Here is a 14,206-nt window from a genome sequence, read left to right on the forward strand (position 1 = left end):
GATTTTCGAATATTTAAACATTACATGTTAATGAAAATTATATGCGGGTAAAACCGCATATAAAAAAATCACATTCCGAGTTTTGCTTTTGCTTCTTTGGCGTATTTGATACCCAAATCCCAAGCTATGTTATTGACTTCGTGTACTTTTTTAGGAACTTTTGAAAGCATAACTTCTTTCAATGTTTCAGGGTCAAGTACACCGGTGAACTCATTGGTGATACCCAAGGCAACAACCGATTGAGTAATAACGTTTCCGACTTCCTCTTTTGCGATGGTGATGATTGGAATCTCTACGATGATCCATTTTTGGCGATCTTCTTCGGTTGGGTGAACCAAGTTTGGCTCAACAACGATGATTCCGCCCGGTTTAACACCGTTTTTAAACTGCTGGTAGCTCACGTTAGCAACTGAGAGCATGAAATCGATCTCACCCTCATTCGCATACGGGTAAAAAATTTCATTGTCATCGAGAGTGATATCAACAACCGTTGCTCCACCGCGAACTTGTGAGGTATAGGTAGCTGTTTTAAGCCCGTGACCGCCCATTTTGATCTTGGCCGCTGCCATAATTTCACCGGCGAGAAGAACCCCTTGTCCACCGACGCCTGTAAATCGTATCGTATGTCTCATGGTTTCTCCTTAGATTTTTTTCGCAAAGTCATCTTGCGTGATTTTGCCGCGTTTGCCTTGTGCAGATGCGATGACCATCTCATACATATCACAGTACTCAGCTTGTTCCACTTCACGCAATACACCCGTAGGGAATTTGTTCATTTGCTCTTCTGCTGGAAGTGCTTCCCATTTTTTCAACGGAACAGTGATGCTGTCTATCCATGCAAGGTTTTCCATAGCACTCAACATTTTGTTTTTACGACCAAGGTTGATATGGCAGTTAGACATAATGTCAAAGAATGAAAATCCTCTATGGGAGAACCCTTTTACCAAAACTTTTTCGAGTTTTTTCGGATCGAGCATTGTCTCACGCGCTACGAATGAAGCACCTGCACCGATAGCGAGTTTACACGCATCGAAGGTTGGGTCAATGTTACCGTTTTGCGCCGATACACACCACATACCCTGTGGAGTTGTCGGAGAGATTTGAGAGTTGGTCAAACCGTAGATGAAGTTATTGATAAGGATAAAATTCAAATCTATGTTACGACGACAACCATGGATCGTGTGGTTACCACCGATCGCAAGTCCGTCACCGTCTCCCGCTACAACGATAACGTGCGCATCAGGACGAGTCAATTTGATCCCCGTAGCGTATGCAATCGTACGACCGTGTGTGGTATGAACGGTATTACAGTTGATGTATGAGCTAAAACGCCCGGAACATCCGATACCAGAAACGACACACACTTTGTCCATATCCCAGCCCATTTTATCGATAGCACGGATAACCGATTTAAGGATTACACCATCACCACAACCCCAACACCAAAGTGTCGGCATTTTATCTACACGTAAATATTGATCGTAATTGAAAGCCATTAGAACATCTCCTTAACTTTTGCTACCATTTCAAGTGGTGCGATTGGACGGCCGTTTGCTTTGTGAAGCGTAGTGAAATCACTGCGTCCCATTACACGTTCGATCTCTTTGAGGTATTGACCCATGTTGAGCTCGGTTACAAAGATTTTGTCAAATTTTTGACCGATTTCTTTGAGTTTTTTCGCAGGGCTCGGCCAGATCATGATTGGGCGGAAAAGACCTGCTTTGATCCCATCAGCACGAAGTTTCATAACCGCTTCTTTAGCACCGCGAGAGATACTGCCATATGCGATCAAACACACTTCCGCATCGTCCATCATAAACTCTTCGTAATCGGCTTCATTGTCCAACCCGACATCTGCCGCAACCGCATCGATTTTACCGACAAGGCGCTCGATGTTGAACTGACATTGTGCCGCATCTTCCGTAGGGAATCCGGTTGGACCGTGGTGAAGACCCGTGAAGTGGAAACGGTACCCTTCGAACATTGGATTCAATACCGCAGGGGTATTCATAGGAACATCGTATGGGCGATAATCTTCCGGTTTGCCGTCAAATCGTTTACGGGTAACAATTTTAGCTTTTACCTCTTCGAGATCAGGGAGAACTGCTTTACCGTGCATGTGACCTACCGTCTCATCCAAAAGGACGAATACCGGAGACATATATTTTTCAGCCAAGTTGAATCCGCGTACGGTTTGAGTGTAACACTCTTCGAGTGAACCTGCACACAATGTGATCGATGCATAGTCACCGTGCGTCGGATACTGTGCTTGACCAATATCGGCTTGAGATACACGAGTCGGAAGACCGGTTGATGGACCTCCACGCATAACGTTTACGATAACCAAAGGTACTTCAGCGATAAATGCAAGACCGATTTGCTCTGCTTTAAGCGAAATCCCCGGACCTGAGGTTGCCGTCATCGATTTTGTACCCGCCATCGAAGCACCGAGCGCAACCGAGATACCGGCGATTTCATCTTCCATTTGGATAAATTTTCCGCCGACAGTCGGTAGAAGATCAGACATCTCATGCATTACTTCCGACGATGGTGTAATCGGATATCCGCCGAAAAACATACAACCTGCATCAAAAGCACCAAGTGCTGATAATTCGTTACCTGTTGAAATTACTTCTCTTGCCATTACTTCACTCCTGCTTGGTCTAGTGACATATACTTATTAGCGATAATAGCCGCTTGACGTACTTTTGCTTCATCAGTAAGTTTTGCAAATTTGTAATCTGCTTTATCTGCAACATAAATAGCAAAGTCAGGACATGTGAGTTCACACTCGTTACAGCCGATGCAACTTTCAGGGTGATTGATCGAGATCATAGCGCCCAAGGTTGATGTCGGCTCATAACGCATACCGAGTACACCCGATGGGCATACCGATACACAAATATCACATGCTTTACAGTTATCGGTATTTACCCATACAGGGACGTTACCGGGATTGATCGTTTTAAACATCTGTTCTCCTCACAATTTTGAAATTAATCTGATTTTGTATCAGTTGAAAATTTACCTATAGCACACGAGACAAAACTCTTGAGCTTTAGTGTGGCATTATCGATAGCGCCCTCTTCCTCACTTGATAGAGGATAGCCGAGACTTCTTAATATTGCCTTAACTTGTGCTAATTGCGCCTCGTCCGTAATATCGACTGTTACTTTGCGAGGCTCGCACGAGAGATCAACACAGATCTCTTTAAACCCTGCTTCTTTGAGAGAAGTTGTAATTGTGTTGGCGCACCCGCCGCAACGAATATTGGCCACCTCAAAGACGGTATTCATTATTTTCTCATCACTTCAGCGAGTGCTTTACCGATATCCGCCGGAGAAACAACGACTTTAACGCCCGCTGCTTCAAGTGCCGCCATTTTCTCAGCCGCCGTACCGGCACCGCCGGAGATAATCGCCCCAGCATGCCCCATACGTTTACCCGCAGGTGCTGTTTGACCCGCGATGAATGCAACGACTGGTTTGGTAATATGTTCTTTAATATACGCTGCCGCTTGGATCTCTAAATCTCCACCGATCTCACCGATCATAACGATTGCATGCGTTTCCGGATCTGCTTCAAACATCGGAAGGAGTTGTTTGTAGCTCAAACCGATAATCGGATCGCCGCCGATACCAACCGCAGTCGTGATACCAAATCCCTCTTTAACCACTTGGTTCGCTGACTCGTACGTCAATGTCCCTGATTTAGAGATAAGACCGACATTCCCTTTTTTGAAAATGAACCCCGGCATAATACCGATTTTACACTCTTCAGCGGTAATGATTCCCGGACAGTTCGGCCCGATGGTCATCATGTCTTTTTTAACCGCGTAGGCTTTTGCAAACATCATGTCTTTTACCGGAGCACCTTCGGTAATAATTACCGCAAGAGTGATTCCCGCATCAGCCGCTTCCATAACCGCATCCGAAACGAAAGCCGGCGGAACGAAGATCATAGAAACCGTAGCGCCCGTGTGAGCTACCGCTTCGGAAACCGTATTAAAAACCGGTTGACCAAGGTGTTCTTGTCCACCCTTGCCCGGTGTAACACCGCCGACGATTTTAGTGCCGTATGCCATACATTGCTCTGCATGGAACGTCCCCTCTTTACCTGTGAAACCTTGTACGATTACTTTTGTATCTTTATTGACCAAAATAGACATAAATTATTCTCCTTTCGCTGCTGCAACGGCTTTACGCGCACCGTCTGCGAGATCGGTTGCCGCTACGATATTAGCGATACCGGCATTATTTAAAATTTCAGCTGCTTCGATAGCGTTTGTTCCATCAAGTCGTACGATAACCGGTACGTTTACGTTGGTGATTTTTGTTGCTTCGATAATACCGTTAGCAACGCGATCACAACGGACGATTCCGCCGAAAATATTAACAAAAATTGCTTTGACGTTCGGATCTTTGAGGATAATCTCAAACCCTTTAGCTACCGTTTCGGCACTCGCTGAACCGCCTACGTCGAGGAAATTGGCAGGTTTTCCCCCTTCGTAATTGATCGTATCCATCGTACCCATTGCAAGACCCGCACCGTTAACCATACAACCGACGTTGCCATCAAGTTTGATGTAGCTGAGTCCGTATTTATCCGCTTCAATTTCTGTCGGTTCTTCTTCTGTGAAGTCACGCATTTCATTGACTTGTGATTGACGGTAGAGAGCATTGTTGTCAAAGCCCATTTTCGCGTCCAATGCCAAGAATTTACCATCACCCGTTTTAACCAACGGATTGATCTCGATCATCTCAGCATCGTGATCCATATAAACACGATAAAGCGCCGCTGCAAATTTGATAAACGTGTTGATCTCTTCGACAGGAAGACCCAAGCCAAAAGCCAATTTGCGACCGTGGAAAGATTGGAAACCGGTCAATGGATCGATGGAAACTTTGATAATTTTTTCAGGGGTGTTGTGGGCAACATCTTCAATCGCCATACCGCCCTCAGTTGAAGCCATCATGATCGGCATTTCAAGAGCACGGTCAAGCAAGAGTCCAAGATAGTACTCTTTTTTGATATCGGCACCCTCTTCGATATACACTTTTTGAACAAGTTTACCCTCAGGTCCTGTTTGGTGTGTTATGAGCTGCATCCCTAGGATTTGAGCCGCCATTTCGCGCACTTCAGACGTTGACTTGGCAAGCTTAACACCGCCCCCTAAACCGCGTCCTCCAGCATGGATTTGAGCTTTAACAACCCAGATGTTTCCGCCGAGTTCTTGAGCCGCTTTAACCGCCTCATCGGGTGTAAATGCAATGTGACCGCGCAAGGTCGGTACATTGTACTTTTTGAATAATTCTTTTGCTTGATATTCGTGAATATTCATCCATTCCTCCTGTTGTAAGTTTACGCTATAGGTCTTGTCATCTCTTCAGGGATGACGTATTTATCGAACTCTTCGGCACTGAGGAGACCGAGTTTTATCGCGGTTTCTTTCAGTGTAGAGTTCTCTTTGTGTGCTGTTTTAGCGATTTTCGCCGCATTTTCATACCCAATGTACGGGTTCAATGCCGTAACAAGCATCAATGAGTTATTCAAGTACGCATCGATCTGATCACGTACCGGCTCGATTCCAACCGCACAATTGTCGTTGAACGAAACGATCGAATCAGCCAACAAACGTACTGACTGTAAAAAGTTGTACGCAATAACCGGTTTGAATACGTTAAGCTCAAAATTTCCCTGACTTGCCGCGAAACCGATACATGCATCGTTCCCCATGACTTGACACGCAACCATTGTTACTGCTTCACTTTGAGTCGGGTTTACTTTACCCGGCATGATGGATGAGCCCGGCTCGTTTTCAGGAATTGTGATCTCACCGATTCCGCAACGGGGTCCTGATGCCAACCAGCGTACATCGTTCGCGATTTTCATCATATCCGCAGCAAGCGCTTTAAGTGCGCCGTGTGCGAAAACCAAAGCATCATGGCTGGTCAACGCGTGAAATTTGTTCGGTGCAGTCACAAATTGATGACCGGTAAGATCAGACAATTTTGCCGCAACGCGCTCACCTAATTCAGGATGTGCATTCAAACCCGTACCGACCGCTGTACCGCCGAGTGCGAGTTCACGAACCGATTCGAGAGAATCTTTCGCCATTTTTTCACATTTGTTCAACATCTCTACCCAACCGCTGATCTCTTGACCGAGTGTTAACGGTGTTGCGTCTTGCAAGTGAGTACGGCCGATTTTAACGATATCGCTGAACGCTTCTGCTTTGTGAGCCAATGTTTTGCGCAAATGATCAATTGCCGGAAGCAAACGCTCTTCTACTGCGACAACTGCTGCTACATGCAACGCTGTAGGATAGGTATCATTAGAACTTTGAGATTTATTAACGTCGTCATTCGGATGAACCAATTTTTGAGTTCGGAAATCACCGCCCAAAATCTCTGTTGCACGGCTGGCCAACACTTCATTGTTGTTCATATTTGATTGGGTACCTGAACCGGTTTGCCATACAACCAAAGGATAATGAGCATCGAGTTTTCCCAAGAGCATTTCATCGGCCGCTTGAGCGATAGCATCCGCTTTCTCTTTGGTAAGCATTCCAAGATCGCAGTTGACCAAAGCAACCGCTTTTTTCAAATACGAAAATGCGCGTGTAATTTCATACGGCATTTTCTCTTCTCCGATTTGGAAATTTTCTAATGAACGCTGTGTTTGCGCTCCCCAATACGTGTCATTCGGTACTCGAACTTCACCCATGGTGTCTTTTTCAACGCGATAACTCATACTTTGGCTCCTTCAAAAAATTTATTGGTATTGAGTGTGTCGATAAGCGATTGAACCGATGCACATGAACGGGCAAACATTGCTTTCTCAGATTCATTAAGTGTCACTTCGATGATTTTTTCAGCGCCGTTAGCTCCAAGCATAACCGGAACACCGCTGACAACATCGCTAAAACCATATTCACCTTCAAGGTAAACGGCACACGGGTGGATTTGTTTGGTATCTCTCAAAATAGCTTCTACCATGATGGCGGTAGATTTTGCCGGAGCATAATACGCTGATCCTGTTTGAAGAAGCGCTACGATCTCTGCTCCCCCTTTACGGGTACGCTGAACGATCTCATCAATCTCTTCTTGGCTGAGTACATCTGAGAGAGGAACACCTGCTACCGTCGAATAACGCGGCAAGGGAACCATATCATCGCCATGTCCACCCATAACCGATGCACGGATTTGACCTCCGCCGTAACCCAATTTTTCTTGAATAAAGGCTGCCATACGTGAGCTATCGAGTACTCCCGCCATACCGATTACTCGACTGCGATCAAAACCGCTCTCTTTGAGGGCTACATAGGTCATTGCATCGAGAGGATTTGAAACAATGATGACAATTGCGTTAGGGGAGTATTTGGCAATCCCTTCCATAACTTCACGGGTTACTTTAGCGTTAATCATCAACAAATCATCTCGGCTCATACCCGGAAGACGCGGGCTTCCTGCTGTTACAACGACCACATTACAGTCGGTCATATCTGCCATCGTTTCAGCGACACTTACAACCGTATGAGATCGTACTGCCGCAGCCGCTTGAGACATGTCCAGCGCTTTCCCGCGAGCGATTTCGATTTTATTATCACGCAAAATAATTTCATGACATGAGCCGAGCATTGCAAGAGAGTAAGCGACCGTTGAACCTACGTTCCCCGCACCTACGATACCGACACGTTTTCCTTTAATCATCACTTTACTCCTTGTGTCATAAATTACTACATACTCTCTATCATTTTATAATCAGAGAAGTAAAAGACGATTGAATCGCCTTTTATCTATAGAGAACCTCTACAGATAAAAAACGATTCCGGCGAACCGGAATCTAAAATTTAGATTGCGCTGATAATAGCATTCAATGTTGCACTTGGGCGCATTGCTGCTGTTACTTTCGCGATATCAGGATGATAATAACCGCCGATCTCTTGACCTTTTCCTTCTACTGCAAGAAGCTCTTCCATGATTTTCGCTTCATTATCAACTAAAGTTTTTGCAATTGGAGCAAAACGAGATGCTAACTCTGCATCCGTTGTTTGCTCAGCCAATGCTTTTGCCCAGTATTGAGCCAAGAAGAAGTGGCTTGCTTTATTATCCGGCTCACCCGCTTTGCGTGAAGGCTCTTTGTTGTTATCCAAATACGCCGCGTTTGCCTCATCCAATGCCGCTGTAAGAGCAGACAATTTGTTATCTTTTTTCGTTTTGTTAATGTGACGAAGTGACTCTGCAAGAGCCAAGAACTCACCCAAAGAATCCCAACGAAGGTGACCCTCGTTTACGAATTGCTCAACGTGTTTCGGAGCCGATCCGCCCGCACCTGTTTCAAACAATCCTCCACCTGCAAGGAGAGGAACGATTGAGAGCATTTTAGCCGATGTTCCAAGTTCTAAAATCGGAAACAAGTCAGTCAAGTAGTCACGGAGAACGTTACCTGTTGCTGAAATGGTGTTTTGTCCTGCACGTACACGTTTCAATGAAAACGCCATAGCAATTTCAGGTGCCATAATATGGTACTCGATTCCTCCTTTATTGAACTCAGGAAGATACGCGTTTACTTTTTTGATAATTTCAGCATCGTGCGCACGGTTTTCATCCAACCAAAACACAACCGGAACGTTTTCGATCTCTGCACGCTCTACTGCAAGACGAACCCAGTCTTTGATCGGGATATCTTTAGCACGAGACATACGCCAGATATCGCCTTTCTCAACGTTGAAGCTCATCAATACGCCGCTATCATCAGAAACAGTGACGACACCCTCTTCTGCGATTTCAAATGTCGTTGGGTGTGAGCCGTACTCTTCCGCTTTTTGAGCCATCAAACCGACGTTAGAGACAGAACCCATAGTAGTAACGTCAAATTGTCCGTTTTTCTTGCAATCTTCAATACACTCTGAGTACATTGTTGCGTAACAACGATCTGGGATCGTAACGATACATTGTTGTACTTTTCCTGATGGATCCCACATTTTACCGCCGTCACGTACCACAACCGGCAATGATGCATCGATAATCACGTCATTTGAAGCGTGAAGATTTGTGATCCCTTTGTCGGAGTCAACCATCGCCATTGCAGGCTGAGTCGGGTAAACCGCCATAATAGCCGCTTCGATTTCCGCTTTTTTATCAGCAGGAAGTTTTGCCAATTTTTTGTACAAATCACCAAGGCCAAGATTCGGATTAACTCCGATCTCTTTGAACTCTGCCGCATATTTTTCAAATACATCTTTAAAGAATACCGATACCGCATGACCGAACATGATCGGATCACTTACTTTCATCATCGTTGCTTTAAGGTGGATCGACCAAAGGATGTTTTTCTCTTTTGCTTCAGAAATCGCATCAGCGTAAAACGCACGCAATGCTTTAGTGCTCAAGAATGTACCATCAAGGACTTCACTATCAACCGCATTGATCTCTTTGAGAACGTTACCGTTAAGTGAAATCGTCACTTTACCGTCACCTTTTTTGGTGATTGATTGCTCATTCGCATAGAAATCACCGCTGTTCATGTGGGCAACGCGAGTTTTTGACCCCTCGTCCCAAGCACGTAGTTTGTGAGGATTTTTCTTCGCAAAGTTTTTAACCGCAACCGCAGCACGGCGGTCTGAGTTACCTTCACGTAGAACCGGATTAACCGCTGAACCGAGACACGTTGCGTAACGTGCAAAAATCTCTTTTTCTTCGTCTGTTTTTGGTTCTTCAGGATACAAAGGAAGATCGTATCCTTGAGACTGAAGTTCTTCGATACATGCTTTCAATTGAGGAATTGAAGCTGAAATGTTAGGGAGCTTGATGATGTTACCATCTGGTTGTGTAGCGATAACGCCCAACTGTGCAAGATTGTCGGGGATACGCTGAGCGTCACTCATACGTTCTGGAAATGTTGCGATAACACGACCTGCAAGTGAAATATCACTTGTTACAACTTCAACGCCTGCGGCTTGTGTGAATGCATTTACGATTGGAAGTAGCGAATAGGTCGCTAGTGCCGGTGCTTCATCAATTACTGACCAAATGATTTTTGCCATCAGGTTCTCCTGTTATTTTTTTTATGAAAGCATCATAACACTTACGTCCGACATTTTTTCACTTTGCCCATACTACAAGCGCAAAAAGTTAGAAATATGTTTCATTTTGTAGCATTTACTATGTTTTGATGGTGTGTAGAAAAGTAACTACTGTACACATGTTCACCATTTTTGCCTCGGACAAAATAGAGGTAATCCGTGTGTTTAGGATAGAGTGCAGCATGGATGGCATCTTTGGAAACATTACAGACGGGAAAGGCAGGCAAACCTTTGTTTTTATACGTATTATAGGGAGTTTTGTCCGTGCGTATTCGACGCGCCGTCACTTTTTGATGAGAATATTCACCGTAGTTAAGGGTTCCATCCATTTGAAGACGCATCCCTTTTTCTATCCGATTATCGATCACGGAGCTAACAAACGGCATATCGGACAATGATGCAGCCTCTTTTTGAATAACCGATGCTTTTGTTACAATTTGTAACCATTTTTCTTTATTATACGGCTTCTTATACTCATCTGCCCAGATTCTCATCTTTTGTTCCGACTCATTTAAAAGATGTATGATCAGTTTTTCTTCACTGATCGCATTCGGAATACTGTAGGTATCCGGTACAAAACTCCCCTCTTTATAAGGGGCATGCTTTTCATACGCACGTTGAAGAAGATTCATATCGAGTGAAAGTTCATCACTAAGTTGACGTAAAAATATGACCGTAGTCTCTCCGGGGATCAAGGTAATAGCACGAGTAGCCGCTTTTGCCGTTGTCAATTTATAAAGATACTCGATACGGCTTGTTTTCTCCTCTTTTAGATCAATCCACCCTTGCTGAGGCTGACCGAGCAAACGGAGAATAAAGGCATCAATCTTATAGAGATTTACCCCTTCATCTTGGAGGTGTGCTATACTTTTAAATACGGAACCTTGCGGGATATAGACGATTTTTGGTGATGTGACGGTAGAGAACAGGTAGGTCATGAAAGAGACAATTATCACCAATATTATTCCCAAAACCCATAGGTACATTCTTTTTGGTTTATTTTTTACTTTTTTTCTAGGCTTTTTCACGTTTATCGCTTTGCTTGAAGGTATTAATTGTGATCGTTTGAGCTTTAATGGACTCAAAATCGAGAAATTATATCTCAAATGGGAAAATGGGCTCCTGATTCGTGCTTCAAAAGTTGATCTGAGCGCGTTTAAACGTGACAATCTTCCTCTTACCCTAAAGCCATTGGGAAAACTTCCTCCCCTTATTCGGCATACTCAGCGCTGGGTAAAGCAAATCGATATTGATACTATTCAATATGAGTCCATTCGCCTCTCTTTGCACTACCGTGAAAACTCCCTCGGCAAAATTACGTTATATGATGAAAATGGTTCTTACAACGGCACTTTTTCCCTCAATGAAAATCTCTTTAAACTATCATTGCCCCATGCCAGACTCAACGGTGCGCTCATTAGCGGAAATTTAACGGTAGAACTCCCGCAACAACGGTTACATACTAATATAAGCCTAAACCTTCCCCAAACTCCTCCCCTCATTATCAAAGCATCCGGAGATACCGATTCGTTGATGTTTGCCCTTCATACCGATGAGCCGCTGCGCAGCGTTCAACCGATCATCGATTTTTTAGATGTTGATCCTGAAGTTCAACCGTGGATAACTCACTATGCCAAAGCTTCGTTAATCACTCTTGAACGCTTTGAAGGTAAATTTCATTACGATAAACCCGAAGAACTTATCAAGGGGCTGCAAGCCAAAGCGACTATTTTCAATGGAGAATACACCTTTGCACAAGGTTTCGAACCTATCAAATCTCCCCGTATCGATTTGTACTACCGCGTAGGCAAACTTCACATTCTTCCAAAAAGCGGGACTTTTTATGCTCTCCCAACCGAAAACAGCAGTGTAATTCTTGACTTTACGACCCCTCACACTATGCTGGATGCTCAAATACGGACGGCGCATGCCAAACTCAATGTTCCGATCACAAATCTTTTAAATTTTTATGACATTCACCTGCCGATTCAGCAAAGTTCGGGAGAATGTGATGTGGATCTGAATCTCTCTATCAATCTGCATAGCCTGGATACTGTTGTAAAAGGGATCTTTCGACCTACCGCTTCGGAATTACTTTTGGACCAGATACCGCTAAAAACGCAAGGGGGAGTTGTCAATGTCAATCGAAACAAGGTTACATTCGACAATTTTACGGCCCATTACGGTGAAGATGTCGCTCACGCACGGGTAAAAGGGGAATATGACGCTTCCAGCGAAGAAGGGTCGGTATCGATTGATGCCTATGATATCGTACCCTTAGGGAACAAAAAACAGCTGAGTTTATGGGATTCCCGTGAACCTTTGCGTGTTAAATACATCATTGCTCCCAAAGGAGATTCTCTCAGCATCATGCCATCACGCTGGAACGTACTGGGAGAGAAACTCGACATTGAAGCCTTTCGTGCCCCATTCGACTATCGCAATGCGACAAGTTCTCTCCAATCTGTCCCTTTCAGCCTCTCAAATACTATTCATGGAAAAATCAACGGGTATTTTAACGGATCGAAAAAGCAAACGGATATACAGATTGAACTCAATGATTTTAAATTGGGAGAGATACAGCTCACGCATGCCCCTTTTAACATCGATATCCATTACGATCACAACCATTCAACGCTCCGCTCTTCACACGCCTCGGCATGGAGTATCCATCAACTCCCACTACTCTTATCCCCATTCCATGCGAGTATGGATGGGAATGAGATTGCATTTGAGCAAATTGAAGCCGTCTTAGGTGATTTACTGAAAGGAAAGTTCACCGGTCACTTATCGCTCGATACGCTCAAAGGGTCCATTCGAATCAACGATATGATTCCGCTCAGTCCTAAAATATCCCCTCTCGTTGACGCACAAGAATCCCTTCAACTCTCACTCGATGCCTCCGGTGAAGAGATAATTTTAGACTCTGATGCTCTTAAAGCCCATTTTTCGACCATCCCAAATGGGTGGAAAATTACACTGGATGATATAGCCTTGCTCTCGATGCGCTCCCCTATTCTGCGTCAATATCATGTTGAAAAGGGAAATCTTAACCTTTTTTATACTCCTGAAAACTCGCAATATACCTTTAACGGTACGATCGAATACCCTTATTCACTGATGATGATTAATGATAAGGCCGTATCCAAGTATCACTTTAGCGGTCTCTATCAAGACGGACGGACGAGTATTCGGGTTAATGATCGTCTAATCATCAATCGGCGCGATGATCAAATCGATGTTCAGGCTAAAAACATCGGTATCAATGTCCCGCAGCTGTTTTCTTTTCTTATCGCCAATCAACCGAATCAAGAGTCTTCATCCAAGGGAGATTCTCAAACGCCCCCGATTCGCATTCACACCTCCAATACCTACCTCTATCTGATGAAAGGACGTAAAATTGTCGCTGATCGAATGGAAGCCACATTAAACAATGATGATTTGGATGCTTCGCTCTACCACATGGGTGGAAGCGCCGCGCTTAAAATACGCAACGGCCTCTTTTATATTGACGGAAACGGATTCAACGATAAATTTATGGAGCATCTCTTTGCCCTCAGTGATTTTAGCGGAGGGAAATTCTCCTTTCAGGCTAAAGGAGAAGCCGACGCATTTGAAGGGGTTATGCGGGTTGAAAATACGATTTTAAAAGATTATAAGGTACTCAACAATGTCCTCGCCTTTGTCAATACCGTCCCCTCATTAGCGACCTTTTCACTCCCAAGCTACAACAGACAAGGACTTCCGGTCAAAGAGGGATATGCCCATTTTGCCTATAATAAAGGTATTGTGAATGTCGATAATTTCACCCTGAACTCTCCTGAGATGAATATTCTCGGTGAAGGGCGTGCTGATCTGAATGCCCAAATACTCAATGGTACGCTGACCCTTAAAACCGATCTGGGTTCCGTTCTGGGAAAAGTGCCGATGGTGGGGTATATCCTCTTCGGGGAGGACGGTTCTCTTTCCACAACCCTCACCCTCAGCGGAAAACTCGATGATCCTAAAGTCGAAACGGCGATTGCCAAAGAGATTGCCACGGCTCCGTTTAATATTCTCAAACGGACGGTTGTGTATCCGTTTTTGTGGATGATGGATGATAAGAAGAAAAAGTAATTT

Annotated in this window: 12 protein-coding genes; 1 reads left to right on the forward strand and 11 read right to left on the reverse strand. The window is 44.4% G+C overall.

Going from position 1 to position 14,206, the window contains the following annotated elements:
* Positions 1-68 precede the first annotated feature (68 nt).
* The 11 genes from B649_RS06170 to mltG all read right to left on the reverse strand — a co-directional run bounded on the left by B649_RS06170 (position 69) and on the right by mltG (position 11,025).
* Positions 69-632: a 2-oxoacid:acceptor oxidoreductase family protein gene (locus tag B649_RS06170; protein ID WP_015653653.1), complete on the reverse strand. Its 564-nt coding sequence runs from the start codon at positions 630-632 to the stop codon at positions 69-71.
* Between the two features lie 9 nt (positions 633-641).
* Positions 642-1,496 carry a 2-oxoglutarate ferredoxin oxidoreductase subunit beta gene (locus B649_RS06175; RefSeq protein ID WP_015653654.1) on the reverse strand — a complete coding sequence of 285 codons (855 nt, stop codon included), beginning with the start codon at positions 1,494-1,496 and terminating at the stop codon, positions 642-644.
* Positions 1,496-2,644: a 2-oxoglutarate synthase subunit alpha gene (locus B649_RS06180; protein ID WP_015653655.1), complete on the reverse strand. Its 1,149-nt coding sequence runs from the start codon at positions 2,642-2,644 to the stop codon at positions 1,496-1,498. Before B649_RS06180 ends, B649_RS06175 begins: the two co-directional genes overlap by 1 nt.
* Positions 2,644-2,973 (reverse strand): 4Fe-4S dicluster domain-containing protein, encoded by a 330-nt coding sequence (locus B649_RS06185; protein ID WP_015653656.1) that lies wholly within the window; start codon positions 2,971-2,973, stop codon positions 2,644-2,646. Before B649_RS06185 ends, B649_RS06180 begins: the two co-directional genes overlap by 1 nt.
* A 23-nt stretch (positions 2,974-2,996) precedes the next feature.
* A complete protein-coding gene (locus tag B649_RS06190; protein ID WP_015653657.1) occupies positions 2,997-3,296 on the reverse strand; it encodes a heavy metal-associated domain-containing protein in 300 nt (99 codons plus the stop codon).
* Positions 3,296-4,168, reverse strand: a complete 873-nt coding sequence (gene sucD / locus B649_RS06195; RefSeq protein ID WP_015653658.1) for a succinate--CoA ligase subunit alpha — start codon at positions 4,166-4,168, stop codon at positions 3,296-3,298. Before sucD ends, B649_RS06190 begins: the two co-directional genes overlap by 1 nt.
* A 3-nt stretch (positions 4,169-4,171) precedes the next feature.
* Positions 4,172-5,341, reverse strand: coding sequence for an ADP-forming succinate--CoA ligase subunit beta (gene sucC, locus B649_RS06200; protein WP_015653659.1), 1,170 nt, complete (start codon positions 5,339-5,341; stop codon positions 4,172-4,174).
* Between the two features lie 20 nt (positions 5,342-5,361).
* Positions 5,362-6,753, reverse strand: coding sequence for a class II fumarate hydratase (fumC, locus tag B649_RS06205; protein WP_015653660.1), 1,392 nt, complete (start codon positions 6,751-6,753; stop codon positions 5,362-5,364).
* Positions 6,750-7,712, reverse strand: coding sequence for a malate dehydrogenase (gene mdh, locus B649_RS06210; protein WP_015653661.1), 963 nt, complete (start codon positions 7,710-7,712; stop codon positions 6,750-6,752). The genes fumC and mdh overlap by 4 nt, the downstream gene beginning before the upstream one ends.
* Positions 7,713-7,852: 140 nt before the next feature.
* On the reverse strand, positions 7,853-10,048 hold the full coding sequence (locus B649_RS06215) for an NADP-dependent isocitrate dehydrogenase (protein WP_015653662.1): 2,196 nt from the start codon (positions 10,046-10,048) through the stop codon (positions 7,853-7,855).
* A gap of 101 nt (positions 10,049-10,149) precedes the next feature.
* On the reverse strand, positions 10,150-11,025 hold the full coding sequence (gene mltG / locus B649_RS06220) for an endolytic transglycosylase MltG (RefSeq protein WP_015653663.1): 876 nt from the start codon (positions 11,023-11,025) through the stop codon (positions 10,150-10,152).
* Between mltG and B649_RS06225 the strand changes: the two genes are divergently transcribed.
* Positions 11,024-14,203, forward strand: a complete 3,180-nt coding sequence (locus B649_RS06225) for an AsmA-like C-terminal domain-containing protein (RefSeq protein WP_015653664.1) — start codon at positions 11,024-11,026, stop codon at positions 14,201-14,203. The genes mltG and B649_RS06225 overlap by 2 nt on opposite strands.
* Positions 14,204-14,206 lie beyond the last annotated feature (3 nt).

It is taken from the genome of Candidatus Sulfuricurvum sp. RIFRC-1 (assembly GCF_000310245.1).
In the GTDB taxonomy this organism is placed as follows: Bacteria; Campylobacterota; Campylobacteria; order Campylobacterales; family Sulfurimonadaceae; genus Sulfuricurvum.